The sequence below is a fragment of the Acinetobacter corruptisaponis genome (assembly GCF_030053775.1).
GTDB lineage: Bacteria > Pseudomonadota > Gammaproteobacteria > Pseudomonadales > Moraxellaceae > Acinetobacter > Acinetobacter corruptisaponis.
In genome coordinates this window covers 631,331-644,222 of sequence record NZ_CP125669.1, presented here as the reverse complement: position 1 = coordinate 644,222, position 12,892 = coordinate 631,331, and the positions used below count along the sequence as shown (strand labels likewise).

The 12,892-nt window shown below is 42.6% G+C and carries 12 protein-coding genes; 9 read left to right on the top strand and 3 right to left on the bottom strand.

Annotated features, from left to right (window positions below; translation table 11 throughout):
- Positions 1-54 precede the first annotated feature (54 nt).
- The 8 genes from QLH32_RS03215 to ahpF all read left to right on the top strand — a co-directional run bounded on the left by QLH32_RS03215 (position 55) and on the right by ahpF (position 8,073).
- Entirely contained in the window at positions 55-855 is an 801-nt protein-coding gene (locus QLH32_RS03215; RefSeq protein WP_283268049.1) for an undecaprenyl-diphosphate phosphatase, read from the top strand.
- A gap of 110 nt (positions 856-965) precedes the next feature.
- Positions 966-1,763: a PaaX family transcriptional regulator C-terminal domain-containing protein gene (locus QLH32_RS03210; protein WP_283268048.1), complete on the top strand. Its 798-nt coding sequence runs from the start codon at positions 966-968 to the stop codon at positions 1,761-1,763.
- Between the two features lie 121 nt (positions 1,764-1,884).
- Positions 1,885-2,868, top strand: coding sequence for a fatty acid desaturase family protein (locus tag QLH32_RS03205; protein ID WP_283268047.1), 984 nt, complete (start codon positions 1,885-1,887; stop codon positions 2,866-2,868).
- 107 nt (positions 2,869-2,975) lie between these two features.
- On the top strand, positions 2,976-3,392 hold the full coding sequence (locus tag QLH32_RS03200) for a PaaI family thioesterase (protein WP_279958798.1): 417 nt from the start codon (positions 2,976-2,978) through the stop codon (positions 3,390-3,392).
- Positions 3,393-3,515: 123 nt separating this feature from the next.
- Entirely contained in the window at positions 3,516-4,292 is a 777-nt protein-coding gene (locus QLH32_RS03195; RefSeq protein WP_283268046.1) for a tellurium resistance protein, read from the top strand.
- A gap of 12 nt (positions 4,293-4,304) precedes the next feature.
- Positions 4,305-5,441 (top strand): toxic anion resistance protein, encoded by a 1,137-nt coding sequence (locus tag QLH32_RS03190; protein ID WP_283268045.1) that lies wholly within the window; start codon positions 4,305-4,307, stop codon positions 5,439-5,441.
- 21 nt (positions 5,442-5,462) lie between these two features.
- On the top strand, positions 5,463-6,380 hold the full coding sequence (locus QLH32_RS03185; RefSeq protein ID WP_283268044.1) for a hypothetical protein: 918 nt from the start codon (positions 5,463-5,465) through the stop codon (positions 6,378-6,380).
- A 127-nt stretch (positions 6,381-6,507) separates the two neighbouring features.
- Complete coding sequence (gene ahpF / locus QLH32_RS03180; protein WP_283268042.1) at positions 6,508-8,073, top strand: alkyl hydroperoxide reductase subunit F; 1,566 nt, start codon at positions 6,508-6,510, stop codon at positions 8,071-8,073.
- Between the two features lie 70 nt (positions 8,074-8,143).
- Here the strand turns inward: ahpF and bioB are convergent, their stop codons facing one another.
- On the bottom strand, positions 8,144-9,139 hold the full coding sequence (bioB, locus tag QLH32_RS03175) for a biotin synthase BioB (RefSeq protein ID WP_283268041.1): 996 nt from the start codon (positions 9,137-9,139) through the stop codon (positions 8,144-8,146).
- A gap of 79 nt (positions 9,140-9,218) precedes the next feature.
- Complete coding sequence (queG, locus tag QLH32_RS03170; protein ID WP_283268039.1) at positions 9,219-10,343, bottom strand: tRNA epoxyqueuosine(34) reductase QueG; 1,125 nt, start codon at positions 10,341-10,343, stop codon at positions 9,219-9,221.
- A 21-nt stretch (positions 10,344-10,364) separates the two neighbouring features.
- Between queG and QLH32_RS03165 the strand changes: the two genes are divergently transcribed.
- Entirely contained in the window at positions 10,365-11,933 is a 1,569-nt protein-coding gene (locus tag QLH32_RS03165; protein WP_283268038.1) for an NAD(P)H-hydrate dehydratase, read from the top strand.
- A 71-nt stretch (positions 11,934-12,004) separates the two neighbouring features.
- Here the strand turns inward: QLH32_RS03165 and QLH32_RS03160 are convergent, their stop codons facing one another.
- On the bottom strand, positions 12,005-12,823 hold the full coding sequence (locus QLH32_RS03160; protein ID WP_283268037.1) for a sulfite exporter TauE/SafE family protein: 819 nt from the start codon (positions 12,821-12,823) through the stop codon (positions 12,005-12,007).
- Between the last annotated feature and the right edge of the window lie 69 nt (positions 12,824-12,892).

Genomic DNA, 12,892 nt, shown 5'->3' with positions numbered 1-12,892 from the left:
AAGCTTGCCGTTAATTTTTTTATTGAATTTTATATGGGTGCTTTCGAGTAAGTTATGGAACACATTGAAATTTTAAAGGCGTTGTTTTTAGGGTTTATTGAGGGGCTGACAGAGTTCTTACCCATTTCAAGTACAGGGCACCTGATTTTATTTGGTCATATGATTGACTTCCATTCAGACGATGGCCGTGTCTTTGAAGTCGTGATCCAACTTGGGGCAATTCTGGCAGTTTGCTGGTTATATCGCCAAAAAATTGTTGATCTATTAAAAGGTTTTTTTAGTGGTGATTCAGAGGCACGACACTTTGCTTTTAGTGTTCTGATTGCATTTTTCCCAGCTGTGATGATTGGGGTGTTTGCTGTTGATTTCATTAAGAGTGTTTTGTTTAGCCCACTTGTGGTGGCGGTTGCCTTGATTGTCGGTGGCCTCATCATTTTCTGGGTGGAGTCAATCAAGTTTGAGCATAAGACCACAGAGGCAACCAGGATCACCTATAAACAGGCTTTTCTTGTGGGGTGCGCGCAGTGTGTGGCGATGATTCCAGGAACATCACGTTCAGGTGCCACTATTGTGGGAGGAATGTTTTCAGGCCTATCACGTAAAGCTGCGACGGAGTTTTCTTTCTTTCTGGCCATGCCAACCATGCTGGGTGCGGCAACCTTTGACCTTATTCGTAATGCCGATGTACTGACACAGGACAATATGCTGAATATCGCGGTGGGATTTGTTGCTGCCTTTATTGCCGCATTACTGGTGGTGAGTGCCTTGGTGAAATTTGTTGAGCGTCATACCTTACGTGTATTTGCCTGGTACCGTATCGTGCTTGGCGTGATTTTATTATTCATTTTCCTTTAAAATTGAAACCCGTCTCTTTTGCAGAGATGTTAAAAGAGGCGGATTCGGTTAAAATTCCCATTCTTTATTTTTTCCAATATTTCATATTTTAAAACTGGTTCTAGAATAAGATGACAATAGCTAAAATGAATGCCCGAGACTTGATTATTGATCTACTTTTAGGGCTACAAGGTCGAGAGATCTCAATTAAACAAATTATTATTGCTGCCAAGCTTTTTGAGATTAGTGAAAACAGTATCCGTGTTGCCGTAACCCGTCTATCTGGTGATGGCGTGATCGAGGCAATTGAGCGCGGTGTCTATCAATTCACGGTCCAGTCGCATGAATGGGCCAATGTGATGCTGAACCGTAAGAACGGGATTAAGCAGACCAAGAAATGGACACATCAATATCTTGCTGTTTTTACAGGTGAGCTGGGACGAGTTGACCGTACTGCGTTGAACCGTCGTGAACGGGCATTAAAACGTTTTGGCTTTAAGGAGTTGGAACAGGGGATTTATATTCGTCCCGATAATTTGGCGATTACATTTGATCATCTTTTTTCCGAATTAAAGGCTTCAGGTTTGGAAATGAGTGCCAAGATTTGCCAGATTAGTCATTTTGATGAGAAGACTTTGGCAACGATTCCCACTTTATGGTCAACACAAACACTCAACCAGAACTATGAGAAATATAGCCAAATGATTCAGAAATGGTTGGCTACGGTTGACCGAATCTCATTGGAGGATGCCGCGCGGGAATCACTATTATTAGGTCGCCAGACAATTTCTCTGCTCATGAACGATCCTTTATTACCTGAGGATTTTGTTGATGTACAGCTTAGGGAACAATTTGCCCTGAGTGTGCAACAACTGGATCAAACAGGTTTGGAACTGTGGCGCAAGTTTTATGAACTTAGTGTCGTGTAAATACCAATTAAAAATATTACTAAAAATTTAATTTTAATTTATTGACAGAAATATTACTTAATTTAGAATAAAGTGAATAGTTATGTAGTTTTATAAAAATACAAAAATTGCAGGATAGGATATGAACACACGTACGGCTATTAGTGATTTGTTCACACGGGAAGAAATCACGGAATTGACTGCCAAATCGGATCTGCATGGTAGCTGGGCTGTTTTGTCAACCTGGGCGGTGATTGGTGGAACCTTTGCCACTGTTGCTGGCTTTTGGGAATATTTGCCAAACTGGGGCAAGTTGCTAATATGTATTGTAGCTTTGGTTATTCTGGCTGGCCGTCAATTGGCATTGGCTATCCTTACGCATGATGCTTCACATCAAAGCCTGTTTAAAACCAAATGGCTCAACGATACCTTAACCGACTGGTTGTGTGCCCGCCCAGTCTGGAATGACCTACATAAATACCGTAAGCATCATCTCCGCCATCACAGTAAAACATCAACAGTGGATGATCCAGATTTATCACTTGTCGCAGGGTTTCCAACCTCTAAAAAATCCCTCATGCGTAAATTCATGCGTGATTTATCGGGTGTGACTGGTTTTAAATTTGCGCTTGGGCGTGTGTTGATGGACGTTGAGAAAATGGAATGGACGGTTTCCAATGACCGTCGCTGGATTGCTCAAGAGGGACGGCAATGGTCTGATTATCCAAAGGCATTTATAAAAAATAGCGGTGGGGCCATTGTCACCAATACCGCTTTATTTTCGGCACTTTGGGCAGCAGGACATCCCAAACTCTATGCGCTTTGGGTATTGGCCTATGTAACGCCGTTCCCACTGTTGCTACGTGTTCGTTCCATGGCTGAACATGCAGGAATGGAAACCAGTAACAGTGCTTTAACCAATACTCGCACGACTAAAGCAGGTTATATCGCAAGGGCTTTAGTTGCGCCGATTCATGTCAACTATCATAAAGAGCACCATTTGATGGCGGCAGTGCCTTATTTTAAGTTGCCAAGAATGCACCAGATGTTACGTGAGCGTGGTCATGTTTCTGAACCACCAACTTATTGGCAAGTGTTGAATGAGCTTTCAGCAAAAGCAGATTAAAAATTGATGATCCTTGTTTTTGTTCAAGAGAAGTAGGTTGCTTCCTGTTTCTTGAGTATAAATGCTGAAATGGATGATAGGTTGTAGCATTATAGGTTTTGAGAGATATGGCAGCGAATAAACAGGAAATCATTGAGTTTCTGGCTCAGGAATTTTCACAGGCACTTAGAAAGAACACGATTGAAGAGATTACCCCTAAAGGTGCACAATTGTTGTATCGGGTGGATCAGGATGACCTGCGTCCTGGTCAGACTGTGTCTGGGCCAACCCTGATGCTGGTGGCAGACTTTGTGCTGTATGTGGCAATTATTGGACATTTGGGATTGGTTAAAATGGCGGTCACCACCAACATGAATATCAATTTCTTTCGCAGGCCAGATGGGACACGGGATATCAGGGCAGTCTGCAAGTTGATTAAAGTTGGCAGAACCTTGGTGACAGGGGAAGTATGGTTATATTCTGTAGGTGATGAGGAACCAGTGGCGCATGTGATTGGGACCTATGCGCTTCCGCAAAAATCATAAGTTTTTAAAAATGATAAAGTGAAATGCTTAAAAATCATAACAACATTTAAGTATGCGAAATAGTAAGAACATGCTACAACTAATAGCGATCAAATTTATTTGTTCTTACTATTTTTTACTTCTATGACTATACCGCTCGACTTAACCCCTTTATGGCAACTTGAACTGAATCAAGAACATATTCTGGCGATTAAGCGCAATGATCTATTGCCTTTACTCAGTGATCCCCATCGTTTAAATCATTATGCAGATCATTTGGTGCAGGCGCAAAGTGTCTTGTTGAATGGTGTTGATCCAAAGCTAAACCAGCAGCTCAGTGAAGTGATTACCCAGATTGTTCAGCAACTATCACGCTCAAAAAATTATGTGGGCGGGCGAAAATTTAATGCACTGCAAAAATGGCTGGGGATTGATGTTGAATATGATGCTGGACAGGTCAAATATGTCAAAGACCTGGATCGTTTAATCAGTGAGGCAAACCACTTAAGCCAAAAGCTACAGGTTGAGATTCAGAAATCGCAGTCACGTTTGCAGCAGGCTCTGGGTTTAAGGGAACAGATGGCGGCGTATATACAGGCTGCTGATGAGTTTTTAAAAGAATATCCCCAGTTTAGTAAACAGCAGGTACTTGATCATTTCGTTGAGCGTCTATCTAAAAAGATCAATACATTACAAACTTTACAGACCAGCAATGACATTGCAATGAAACAGATGCAATTGTCACAGCATTTATCTTTTAGCCTTTTAGACCGTTTTAAAGAGGCGCAGCAGGTGTTGATTCCAGCGTGGCGTTATCATCTAGAGCAAAGTCGTGAGTCCAACTCATCAAAGACCATTGAGCAGTTGGACAAAAGCCGAGAAGATTTAATCCAAAATCTGAAAAAATCATTACAGAAATAAGAGGGGAATATCATGTCAGATTCAGAACTTATAAAATCATCCAGCGAACTTAAAATTAGGCAGGAGCAGCGTTTTGAACAACTTAACCTAAAAGAGTTGGGCTTGCAGCCACAGGACTTTGCCGAGGTTATGGATGCGCATAAAGAACTTGCAGACATCAGTACCACTGTGGTGGCCGAATACGGTAAAAACATTGCCAATAAAACATCAACCTATACAGATGAGTTGTTGGGTTTGGTTCAAAACAAAGACCTTGATACAACAGGCCAAAAGCTCAATGAAGTGGTTCAGGTCGCGCAGCAACTCAATACTTCCAGTATTTTGAACAAATCAAAAAGCTCAGGCTTTTTGGGTGGTTTGTTGAGTAGGTTTAAGAATGCCAAGCAAAGTTTTGACCAGCATTTTAATACCACCAAAGAGCAGATTGATGTTTTGGTGAAAGAGATTGAAAGCTCGCAATCGGGTCTTAAGGCACGAGTAGGGACACTCGACAAGATGTTTGATGCAGTTCAGGATGAATATAAACAACTTGGTGTTTATATTGCTGCGGGGCAGTTGAAACAGCAGGACATCCAGCTGCAAATTTCAAGCTTAACCACGCAAGAACAGGATCAGCAAACCACACAGCAGATTTATGACCTGAATCACTTGGCCAATAACCTTGAGAAAAGAGTCAGTGATTTACAGGTTCTACAGCAATCTGCGATGCAAACCTTGCCCATGATTCGCATTATCCAGTCAAATAACCTAATGTTGGTGGATAAGTTCTATGCGATCAAAAACATTACCTTGCCTGCATGGAAAAACCAGATTAGTTTGGCGATTTCATTGCAGGAGCAGAAGAATAGTGTACAACTTGCCAAGGCCATTGATGATACCACCAATGAATTACTGCGCCGTAATGCTGAACTATTGCATCAGAACTCAGTCGATACGGCCAAAGCGAATCAACGTTCAGTCATTGATGTGGAAACCCTTGAACATGTACAAAATACCCTCATTAAAACAGTAAACGACGTGATTCAAATCCAGAAAGAAGGGATGCAGAAACGTGCTGAAGCAACCACACGTTTACGTGCATTACAGGATAGTTTGAATCATTTGGTTCTTGAAAATAGCGGTCAGAATCCCCCGAAAAACCTGAATTAGTAATATTGAGAGGAAAGATCATTGTCGCCGATAGACGATTTGAGTGTACAGCCGATTGATCAGCGTTTAGATATTTTAAAGAAACGCCAACGTAACCTGATGATCTGGTTTTTCCTGACCAGCACATTGGCGGTTGTCATCATTGCATCCCTGTTTTTGCAAAAAGAGTTTATCTATCGTTTCTTTGATCTTTCCGTGCATGTTCAGGCGCTGGATTTGCCCTATCATGTGCAGGAACTCGTTCCTTTTAAACAGCCTGTTGATTATTTCTTTAATTTGCTGTCTTGGTTTGGCTGGCTGTTCCTTAAAATATTTGTCTCATTTATTGGCGCATTTTTACTAGTCAGTTGGGCGAAAAAGCTTAGATTCTTTCAGCGTCGCTTTCAGGCATGGACCCAGCGAATTTTAGCATGGGTCATTGCCTTTATTCTGCTGTGGTCAGGTTTGAGTTATTTGCAATATGACTGGAAAGATGAAACCAAGCAGGCTTATCAGCAATGGATGAGCTATGAGAACAATATCGTTGAAAGCCAGATTGCGCAGGACCTACAGCAAGCTAATATTTCATCAACAGAAAAAGCTTATGTGTTGGCCCAAGTCGCTTTACTACATCAGCCCGTTGATCGAAAGACAGCAAATATTTATGTTAATCAATTAATTGATGCTGAAAAGAATAACACAGTTCAGTTTAAAGAATATGGCTTTAAACCTGAGCAGTTATGGGGCATGCAGCAGCAACTTTATGGCAAAAGCATCACCGCTTTGACACAACCACTGGATTTACGTGCGCAACAGGCAGAGCGTGTTTCGCAAATTGTAAATGTGGTTCTGTGGGGTATGGTCCTTTTGGTTGCAGCTTTGAGTGCAATTCTATATATCCTCGCCAAGCATCTAAAAAATCGCCGTGCACGCATTAGTCAAAAGCTTGATGTTTATTAAGTCTTAATTCGGTTTATCCGATCGAACTCATAAAAACATACTGTTTTACCTATTCAATGGTTTTGCGTACTATAGCCCCATGAAATGAATTTAGCTGACTTGAACTGCTGAGAATTTGGAGATTTGCATGTTAGACCAAAATATTAAAACCCAGTTAAAAGCCTACCTAGAACGTTTAGAAAGTCCAATCGAGTTGGTTGCCGCCTTGGATGATTCTGACAAAGCCGCAAAAATCAAAGAGCTTGTGACTGAAATTGCGGAACTTTCTGACCAGGTTACGGCGCGTTTTGACGGTTCAAACGCTCGCCGTCCTAGTTTCGGTATTGCCAAGGCAGGTGAACAGCCGCGTGTGTTCTTTGCTGGCCTGCCGATGGGACATGAGTTTACTTCCCTGATCTTGGCATTGTTGCAGGTGTCTGGCTATGCGCCGAAAGTGTCAGATGAAGTGCTAAACCAGATCAAGGGTTTAAACCTGACCGCCAACTTTGATGTGTTTGTGTCTTTAAGCTGCCATAACTGTCCAGATGTGGTGCAGGCATTGAACCTGATTGCAATCAACAATCCAAACACCACCGCGACCATGATTGATGGTTCATTCTTTCAACATGAAGTGGAGGAACGCAAAATCCTGGCGGTACCAATGGTGTTTCAGGACAATGAACATATCGGTCAGGGCCGTATGACTTTGGAAGAAATCGTAGCGAAACTGGACACCAACTCAGCCGAAAAAGATGCAGCCAAACTCAATGCCAAAGACGCGTTTGACGTTCTGGTGATTGGTGGTGGCCCTGCAGGTGGTACAGCCGCAATCTATGCAGCACGTAAAGGTATCAAAACAGGCATCGTGGCTGAACGCTTTGGTGGTCAGGTCATGGATACCATGGATATTGAGAACTTTACCACGGTACAAAAAACTGTAGGTCCAAAGTTTGCCCAGGACATGGAAGCGCATGTGCGTGAATATGGTGTGGACATCATGAACCTGCAACGGGTCAGCAAGATCACAGGTGCGGATCAAACCGCCAATGGTCTGGTTGAGGTTGAGCTGGAAAATGGTGCCAAGCTTGAATCGAAAACCATCATCCTTTCAACAGGTGCGCGCTGGAGAGAAATGAATGTGCCAGGTGAGGCTGAATACCGAACCCGTGGTGTTGCGTACTGTCCGCACTGTGATGGCCCACTGTTCAAGGGCAAGCGTGTTGCGGTGATTGGTGGGGGTAACTCAGGTGTTGAGGCTGCAATTGACCTTGCGGGGATTGTGGAGCACGTAACTTTGGTCGAGTTTGACACCAAGCTTCGTGCCGACCAGGTATTGCAGGACAAGCTAAACAGTCTGCCAAACACCACCGTGATCCTGAATGCACTCAGCACAGAAGTGGTTGGTGATGGTTCACAGGTAACGGCATTGAAATACAGGGACCGTGCCACTGAGGTTGAACATACGGTGGAACTTGCAGGGATCTTTGTGCAGATTGGTTTGTTGCCAAACACCGATTTCCTGAAGAACAGTGCGGTTGAGTTGAGCAACCGTGGTGAGGTTGTGATCAATGATCGTAATGAAACCAGTGTCAAGGGTGTATTTGCTGCGGGTGACTGTACCACCGTACCGTACAAGCAAATCATCATTGCCACGGGTGAGGGAGCCAAGGCGTCACTGTCCGCCTTTGACTACATGATTCGTTCTGGTGTGTAAGTTTAATTGTAAATTACTGATAATTTGCCGATAGAAAAAAGCCTTGTCTAAAATGACAAGGCTTTTTCATTTATGCACTCATGCTCATGGCATCAATGGAAAGTTCTGCAAGAGTTGGTTTTGGCTTTTCTGCGGTTAAACCCAGTTTGGCAAACAAGACCTGATCTTTGCCTTCACCAGCATTTGGTGTGGTCAGAAGCTTATCGCCAGAGAACAGTGAATTTGCCCCAGCCATAAATGCCAATGCCTGATCAGAATCGCTGAGTGACTCACGACCCGCAGATAAACGAATGTAACTGTGCGGCATAATGATACGTGCAACCGCAATGGTACGAATCCACTCAGTGACATCCAGCTTTTCAACATCGGCAAGTGGTGTACCTTCAATTGGAACCAGCATGTTGATTGGCACAGATTCAGGGTGAACAGGCATGGTTGCAAGCTCATGCAGTAAACCAATACGGTCATTACGGCTTTCGCCTAAACCGACAATCCCACCACTACAGACTTTCATACCTGCCTGACGCACATGGTCAAGCGTATTCAAACGGTCATCAAAGGTACGGGTGCTGATAATATGTGAATAATATTCGCGGGAAGTATCGAGATTGTGATTGTAATAATCCAGGCCTGCATTTTTTAAACGTTCTGCCTGAGACTGGTTTAGCATCCCCAAAGTCATACAGGTTTCCATGCCTAACGCTTTCACTTCACGAACCATTTCCAGTACATAAGGCATGTCACGCTCATGTGGGTTGCGCCATGCCGCACCCATACAGAAACGGGAAGAACCAGACTCTTTTGCTGCCTGTGCTTCACGAATGACTTTATCCACCGCAATCCGCTTTTCCGCTTCCAGTTTTGAATCATAATGAGCCGATTGCGAGCAATACTTACAGTCTTCTGGACATTTACCTGTCTTGATTGAAAGCAGGGTGCTGACCTGAATGGTGTTTGCCTGAAAATGCTGACGATGAACGCCTTGCGCCTCAAATACTAAGTCTAGAAAGGGTTGATTATATAAAGCTTGGATTTCATCACGAGTCCAGTCATTACGTAAGGTCATTGTTATATCCATGATGATTGATTACAAACACTGAGATTCATCATACAGAAATCGTGCCAAAGCCAAAGGGCAAAAAGCATCATTTTTCCATGCCATGTATTGTCGCCTGCTGCAATTGCTGTTGGATTGCCCAGTCAATATGTACATTGACGATCTCATCGTGCCACATTTTTGCATCTTGCAATTGGCTTATGATTTCAGCCGAGTATGGCGCATTTCCTAAACCGATTGCAATATTACGCTTAAAGGATTGGTAACCTGTACGGCGTATTGGACTGCCCTCAGTATTGGTAAGAAAAGTCGCTTCATCCCATTGCCAGATATCCAGTAAACTGATGTTGTCTAAACCATGTCTTGGGTCGAAATCTGGAATGGATGCAGTTTTGGCAAAGCTATTCCAAGGACAAATCAACTGACAGTCATCACAGCCAAAAATACGGTTACCTATGCCTGAACGTAATTCTTCTGGAATGATGCCTTTATATTCAATGGTTAAGTAGGCAATACATTTTCTGGCATCCAGCATATAGGGTTCAACAATCGCTTGGGTTGGGCAAATGTCGATACAGGCGGTACATGAACCGCAATGTGCAGTCGCAGGCTGATCAAAAGGCAGTTCAAGTGAAGTAAATAATTCACCTAACACAAAAAAAGAGCCTGATTTTTTATGGATGAGTAGGGTATGTTTGCCTGTCCAGCCCATACCTGCACTTTCAGCCAGAGATTTCTCAAAAATAGGAGCTGAGTCGGCAAAAGGACGTGATTCAAAATCGCCCACTTTTTCCCTGATTTTGGTGGCCAGAGTTTTAAGCCGTCCACGCATGATTTTATGATAATCACGTCCACGTGCATAACGCGCAATAATGGCTGAATTTGGTTCGAATGGTACATAACGGGGCTTGGGTGATGCCACAAGATAGTTCATTCGCACACAAATAATACTTTTTGTGCCAGGAACGAGCAATTTTGGATCAGCACGTTTTTCCAGATTTTCTTCCAAATAGTGCATATCTGCATGATAACCACGCTTTAAATATTCATTAAAACGTGGCATTTGATCTTGAGCATCTGGTTTGGCAATGACACAATCAGAAAAACCCAATGCCAAAGCCTGTGCTTTTATCCACGCTTTAAGCTCTTGAGGATCAAGCTGTTGTAGCCTGATTTTTTGAGACAGTTTCTCGGATGATGTGGTAGAAGCCATAAACCAATAATAGGGGAAAACATGCAAGGTTCAGTTTACCATAGCCCTGTTTATCATAGCCAAAGTATTCAAGTATGGGAGCAACGCTGGTTTGCACAGCAAAACTCATCACTTGGCTTGATGCAGCAAGCGGCGTGGACAATATCCCGACAATTGATTGAACAGTTTCAACAAAAACATATTAAAACGATTGCGGTATGGTGCGGACAGGGTAATAACGCGGGTGATGGCTATTATATTGCGGCTTTTCTTAAACAACATGGATTTAATGTGACTGTTTATGCAACAGAACTTGGTCAATCACCTGATTTAAAACAAGCTTATGAATATGCACAAGCGCATCAAGTCAATATTCAACGATTTCCATACCCCCCTCTAAATCTCTCCCCTGATAGGGTGGAGACTTCCTCGTATTCAATACCTTATATAATCCCTGAAGTTCCTCTCCTTTTTAAGGAGAGGTTAGGAGAGGTTGATTGTCATATTGATGCCTTGTTTGGCATTGGTTTAAACCGAGTACTTGATCAACATTGGCAAACTGTTATTGCATGTTTTAATGCACAAACTGGTTTAAAAGTTTCAATCGATATCCCTAGTGGATTGCATGCCAATACAGGTCAGGCTTTACCCTGTGCAATTCAAGCAAATCAAACCTTTACCATTTTAGGATATAAGGCAGGGCTGTTTACTGGACAAGGCAAGGAATATGTCGGGCAGCTACATTTAGTCAGCCTGATTCCAACTGATGTGGAATTAAAACCAATCGCCTATCTTTCCCCTGAAAAAATCGCTTTGCCTAAACGTCAGGCCTTTGGTCATAAAGGCAGTTATGGGCATGTACTGGTGGTGGGTGGTCATGCGGATATGGGTGGAGCTGTGATCATGTCAGCCGAAGCCGCTTTTCATGCAGGTGCTGGAAAAGTCAGCGTGGTCTGTCATGCCAAACACCATCAGGCGATTTTGTCGCGTTCACCAAACATTATGGTGCGGGATATTAATGTATTGGATCAAGGTGGAATCCAAACTTTATTAAACCATGTGGATACTGTCTGTTTTGGTATGGGGTTGGGGCGAGATGAATGGGCTGAACAGATTTATCAACAATGGTTTGATTCACTCAATCAAAGTTCGCATTTAGAGGTCGTGCTTGATGCGGATGGACTTTGGTTTCTGGCAAAGCATCCACAAAAATTGAATCAGCATGTCTATGCAACACCACATTCAGGTGAAGCTGCGACTTTGTTAGGTTGCAAGCCTGCTGATATTGAACAAGATCGAATCACTGCAATTCAACAACTGCAACAAAAATATGCAGGACAATGGGTATTGAAAGGTGCAGGTAGCCTGATTTTAGAAGATGAACTATTTATCTGTACACAGGGTAATCCTGGGATGGGAACAGGGGGTATGGGTGATGTGTTGGCAGGGATGATTGCCAGTTTAAAGGCCCAGTTTCATCAACAGATCGCATTGCATGAAATTGTGAGTCTACATGCACAGGCAGGAGACTTACTCGCTGAGAATGGCATGAGAGGTTTACAGGCACATGAAATGGGGAAAATGATTTATAAGGTGGTGAATGCTGATTAACTCACTTATTTTTAAAAATAAATCATGGATTTTATCTGATTAGATCTAAACCTTAATCAAGCAGGTTTGAATTAAGCTATAAAAATGCTGACCATGACAATGATTAACAATGTGATATATCCCCATTCATGTATTTGATCCGACAGTATTCCAGACCAGAGAACAGCAATCTTCATACCTAAAACACCGCCAATGATTAAGCAGATCAAAGCAGGGTAATAAAAATATCCAATAAAATACTCGCCTAAATTTTGTGTTTGAATGATTTGACTCATCACAAAAGTGAAACAACCCGCAAGTGCAACAGGCATACTTAAAGGGTTTGCTAAAGCAACTGATGTGGACATCTGCAAACCACAGCGACGAAATAAGGGTACTGTCATTACACTTCCGCCAACGCCTAGCGCGGAAGCAACACTGCCAATCAAGAAACCGCCTAGGCTTTGTTCTTTTGTATTAAGCAGTCGTGTAGAAGAATGATGAGGTTTTGGCTTTCTAAGTTGACGTACTAAACAATCAAGAATAGTCATGCAAAGATATGAGATGAAAGCCCATTTTAAGAGAACTGGTGGAGTATGTAGAGATATAAATGTTCCCAAAATAGCACCTGCACCAATCCAGTAAGCAATAGGGAAAAGATATTGTTTTTGGATTAATCCACGTCGGTACTGTTGATACGTTGCTAGCCCAGAATTAAGGATCATTAATAATAGCGAGGTTGCAACGGCACTTTTGAATGCCATACTATATGCTAAGGAGTCAGCCGTAGCATGCAGGCGAATTGTAGCGTAAACCAAAGGGACAACAATAAAGCCCCCTCCAAAACCAAATAATATAGTTAATATGCCACTGATAAGCCCAGAGAAAAGTAAAATGAGATAAAGTTCCATAAGGATTAATCTAGAAAAAGAAAGATGAGTTTAGAACTTTCTCAAACATGAAAATTTGTTATATTCCGC

Coding starts and splice junctions, on each gene's coding strand:
- QLH32_RS03215 (WP_283268049.1), top strand. CDS start 55: ATGGAACACATTGAAATTTTAAAGGCGTTGTTTTTAGGGTTTATTGAG.
- QLH32_RS03210 (WP_283268048.1), top strand. CDS start 966: ATGACAATAGCTAAAATGAATGCCCGAGACTTGATTATTGATCTACTT.
- QLH32_RS03205 (WP_283268047.1), top strand. CDS start 1,885: ATGAACACACGTACGGCTATTAGTGATTTGTTCACACGGGAAGAAATC.
- QLH32_RS03200 (WP_279958798.1), top strand. CDS start 2,976: ATGGCAGCGAATAAACAGGAAATCATTGAGTTTCTGGCTCAGGAATTT.
- QLH32_RS03195 (WP_283268046.1), top strand. CDS start 3,516: ATGACTATACCGCTCGACTTAACCCCTTTATGGCAACTTGAACTGAAT.
- QLH32_RS03190 (WP_283268045.1), top strand. CDS start 4,305: ATGTCAGATTCAGAACTTATAAAATCATCCAGCGAACTTAAAATTAGG.
- ahpF (WP_283268042.1), top strand. CDS start 6,508: ATGTTAGACCAAAATATTAAAACCCAGTTAAAAGCCTACCTAGAACGT.
- bioB (WP_283268041.1), bottom strand. CDS start 9,139: ATGACCTTACGTAATGACTGGACTCGTGATGAAATCCAAGCTTTATAT.
- queG (WP_283268039.1), bottom strand. CDS start 10,343: ATGGCTTCTACCACATCATCCGAGAAACTGTCTCAAAAAATCAGGCTA.
- QLH32_RS03165 (WP_283268038.1), top strand. CDS start 10,365: ATGCAAGGTTCAGTTTACCATAGCCCTGTTTATCATAGCCAAAGTATT.
- QLH32_RS03160 (WP_283268037.1), bottom strand. CDS start 12,823: ATGGAACTTTATCTCATTTTACTTTTCTCTGGGCTTATCAGTGGCATA.